The organism is Eubacterium sp. AF15-50 (assembly GCF_934835595.1).
Classification (GTDB): domain Bacteria; phylum Bacillota; class Clostridia; order Lachnospirales; family Lachnospiraceae; genus Eubacterium_G; species Eubacterium_G segne.
This window is the reverse complement of record NZ_CAKVZL010000113.1, coordinates 1-2,005: the sequence shown is the minus strand read 5'-3', so window position 1 is coordinate 2,005 and position 2,005 is coordinate 1. Positions and strand designations below refer to the sequence as shown.

The following is a 2,005-nucleotide window of genomic DNA, read 5'->3' as shown; positions in this document are numbered from 1 at the left end:
ACCTAATTTCCCCACACCTACACCAATGGCACCTGAGGATACCAATGCTACTTCAATGCCTGAATTAACTATATCGGATATAACTGTCACTAGTCTTTTCATTTGTCTTATATTTGTTTTTCCCGTACTGTGTGTTAAAGAAGATGTTCCCACCTTTATAACAATTCTCTTTACGTCTTTTAATGTTGCCATAACTTCCTCCCAAAATAAGCACTATGTCACTTATTTTAGAACAACTGCCTTCATTTGTAAACATTATGCTTTATATTTCTGTCTTAAAATGGTCTTTAAATCCCTGTCCAAACACTTCATTTGCCGAAGATACTATCATAAAGGCTCCACTGTCTGTTTGTTTTAGTATATTTCTTACCTTAACCAATGTCTGTTTCTTCATTACGCACATAATCACTTCCGTAGTTTCGTTACTGTATGCACCCTTTGCCTGAATCATGGTGGCTCCTACATTTACTTCCTTCATCATGCGTCTGGCAATAAGTTCTCTTTTTTCACTTATTATATATACAAGAGTGGCTTCATCTCCTCCGTATATTGCCCTGTCCATAACCACCGTGGACACATAAATAGCAATAGCCGCATACAACGCCACCTCCACATCCTTAAATGCCATGGCTGACGCTGCCAAAATAACCACATCCAACAAAAAATATATCTGTCCCGTTTTTAAATGGGGTTTCTTTTGTTTTATTATTTTTACAATAATGTCCAACCCTCCTGTTGTGGTATCCAATCTGAACATTAATCCCATTCCCAGTCCAAATGTAGCTCCTCCAATAACAGATGCCAGCATTTTATTATCTGTAACACCATTAACATTAAAAACTATTGGAAGAATATCTATTAACACTGATGATACAATCAGACTATACATTGTTGACAGAATAAATTTAATTCCAAACTTTTTAATTCCCACTGCCAGGATTGGAATATTTATTAATAAAATAAGCATTCCCACTCCCGGAAGTCCCGGGAACATCTTTTTTAATATAATGGCGATTCCTGATATTCCTCCCGGTGCCAAATTATTGGGATTTAAAAATAATGCGATTCCCACTGCATACAAGGCAGCAGTAAATGTAATGAAAACATATCTGAATATTTTTTTAACAACCTGCTTTTGCTTCATAGTAATTCCTTTTAAAATTTATGATGTAAGTAACAAAATTTGCCACTTGCAATTGTGCTTGCACAAATAAGCAATTATGCTTTTGCCACTTACATCATATTTATTCATTACTATTTTCTCTTATTTACAGGCTGTTATTCATTTTTTGTTAAATTTCGTCATCCCCCGGAAGTTCTTCTGTTGGTGCACAGCATGGCATAGGATTAATTGAACAGTCTGCACATCCTCTTATTACTTCCTTTCTCTTTGAGGACTCAACATTTTCATCAACCTTAAGATTAATGTGTCCGTCCCCTTTCTTTATACTTCCATCTAACATTGCTACAATGTCATCTATCATTTTTTCTTTATCACTCATGGTAATACCTCCTGTTTTCTAATTGTTAAAAGGGCTAATAAAATTATTCCTATGTCAGTAGATTATACCATAAAATATCCATCTTGGAAATTAATTATCACTGTTTTTATTCTTTGTCCATGTGTGCAACCCACATCCAATGCACAACAAAACCAGAAGAAGTAAACCAACAGTAACCACTTCTATGCCATATTCCACACCCAACAGTGGCAAAAAGAAATCCTGCCACGAACCAATGTAACCATATACCCAATCCGGACCCGATAATAATCCGCACAAAGCCATTACCGCACTAACGAAAATATAATACATATGAATAATATTTCTATCTCTCTGTGTTCTCTCCATTCTTACTGTCATTATCACTGCAAAAACACATGAAATAATAAGAGACATATTCATTGCGGAATAATGATTTTCTTCATAAAGGAGTATATCTCTTCCCATAAGCATATCTACATAATAATCAATTCTAAAAAGATACAATATCATATATGTACACA

The 2,005-nt window shown here is 34.8% G+C and carries 3 protein-coding genes and 1 pseudogene (1 of these 4 cut by a window edge); all 4 read right to left on the bottom strand.

What is annotated here, in order from left to right; genetic code table 11:
* Positions 1–192: pseudogene (gene proB / locus Q5O73_RS09810) on the bottom strand (glutamate 5-kinase) (it extends 622 nt beyond the left edge of the window).
* 70 nt (positions 193–262) lie between these two features.
* Positions 263–1,144 (bottom strand): YitT family protein, encoded by an 882-nt coding sequence (locus Q5O73_RS09805; protein WP_118589776.1) that lies wholly within the window; start codon positions 1,142–1,144, stop codon positions 263–265.
* A 148-nt stretch (positions 1,145–1,292) separates the two neighbouring features.
* On the bottom strand, positions 1,293–1,502 hold the full coding sequence (locus Q5O73_RS09800; protein ID WP_021952228.1) for a hypothetical protein: 210 nt from the start codon (positions 1,500–1,502) through the stop codon (positions 1,293–1,295).
* 90 nt (positions 1,503–1,592) lie between these two features.
* A partial coding sequence (locus Q5O73_RS09795) for a hypothetical protein (RefSeq protein ID WP_302669593.1) occupies positions 1,593–2,005 on the bottom strand: 413 nt, incomplete at its 5' end.

Excerpts from the sequence above, each read along its gene's own strand:
- Q5O73_RS09805 (WP_118589776.1), bottom strand. The coding sequence starts at position 1,144 with ATGAAGCAAAAGCAGGTTGTTAAAAAAATATTCAGATATGTTTTCATT.
- Q5O73_RS09800 (WP_021952228.1), bottom strand. The coding sequence starts at position 1,502 with ATGAGTGATAAAGAAAAAATGATAGATGACATTGTAGCAATGTTAGAT.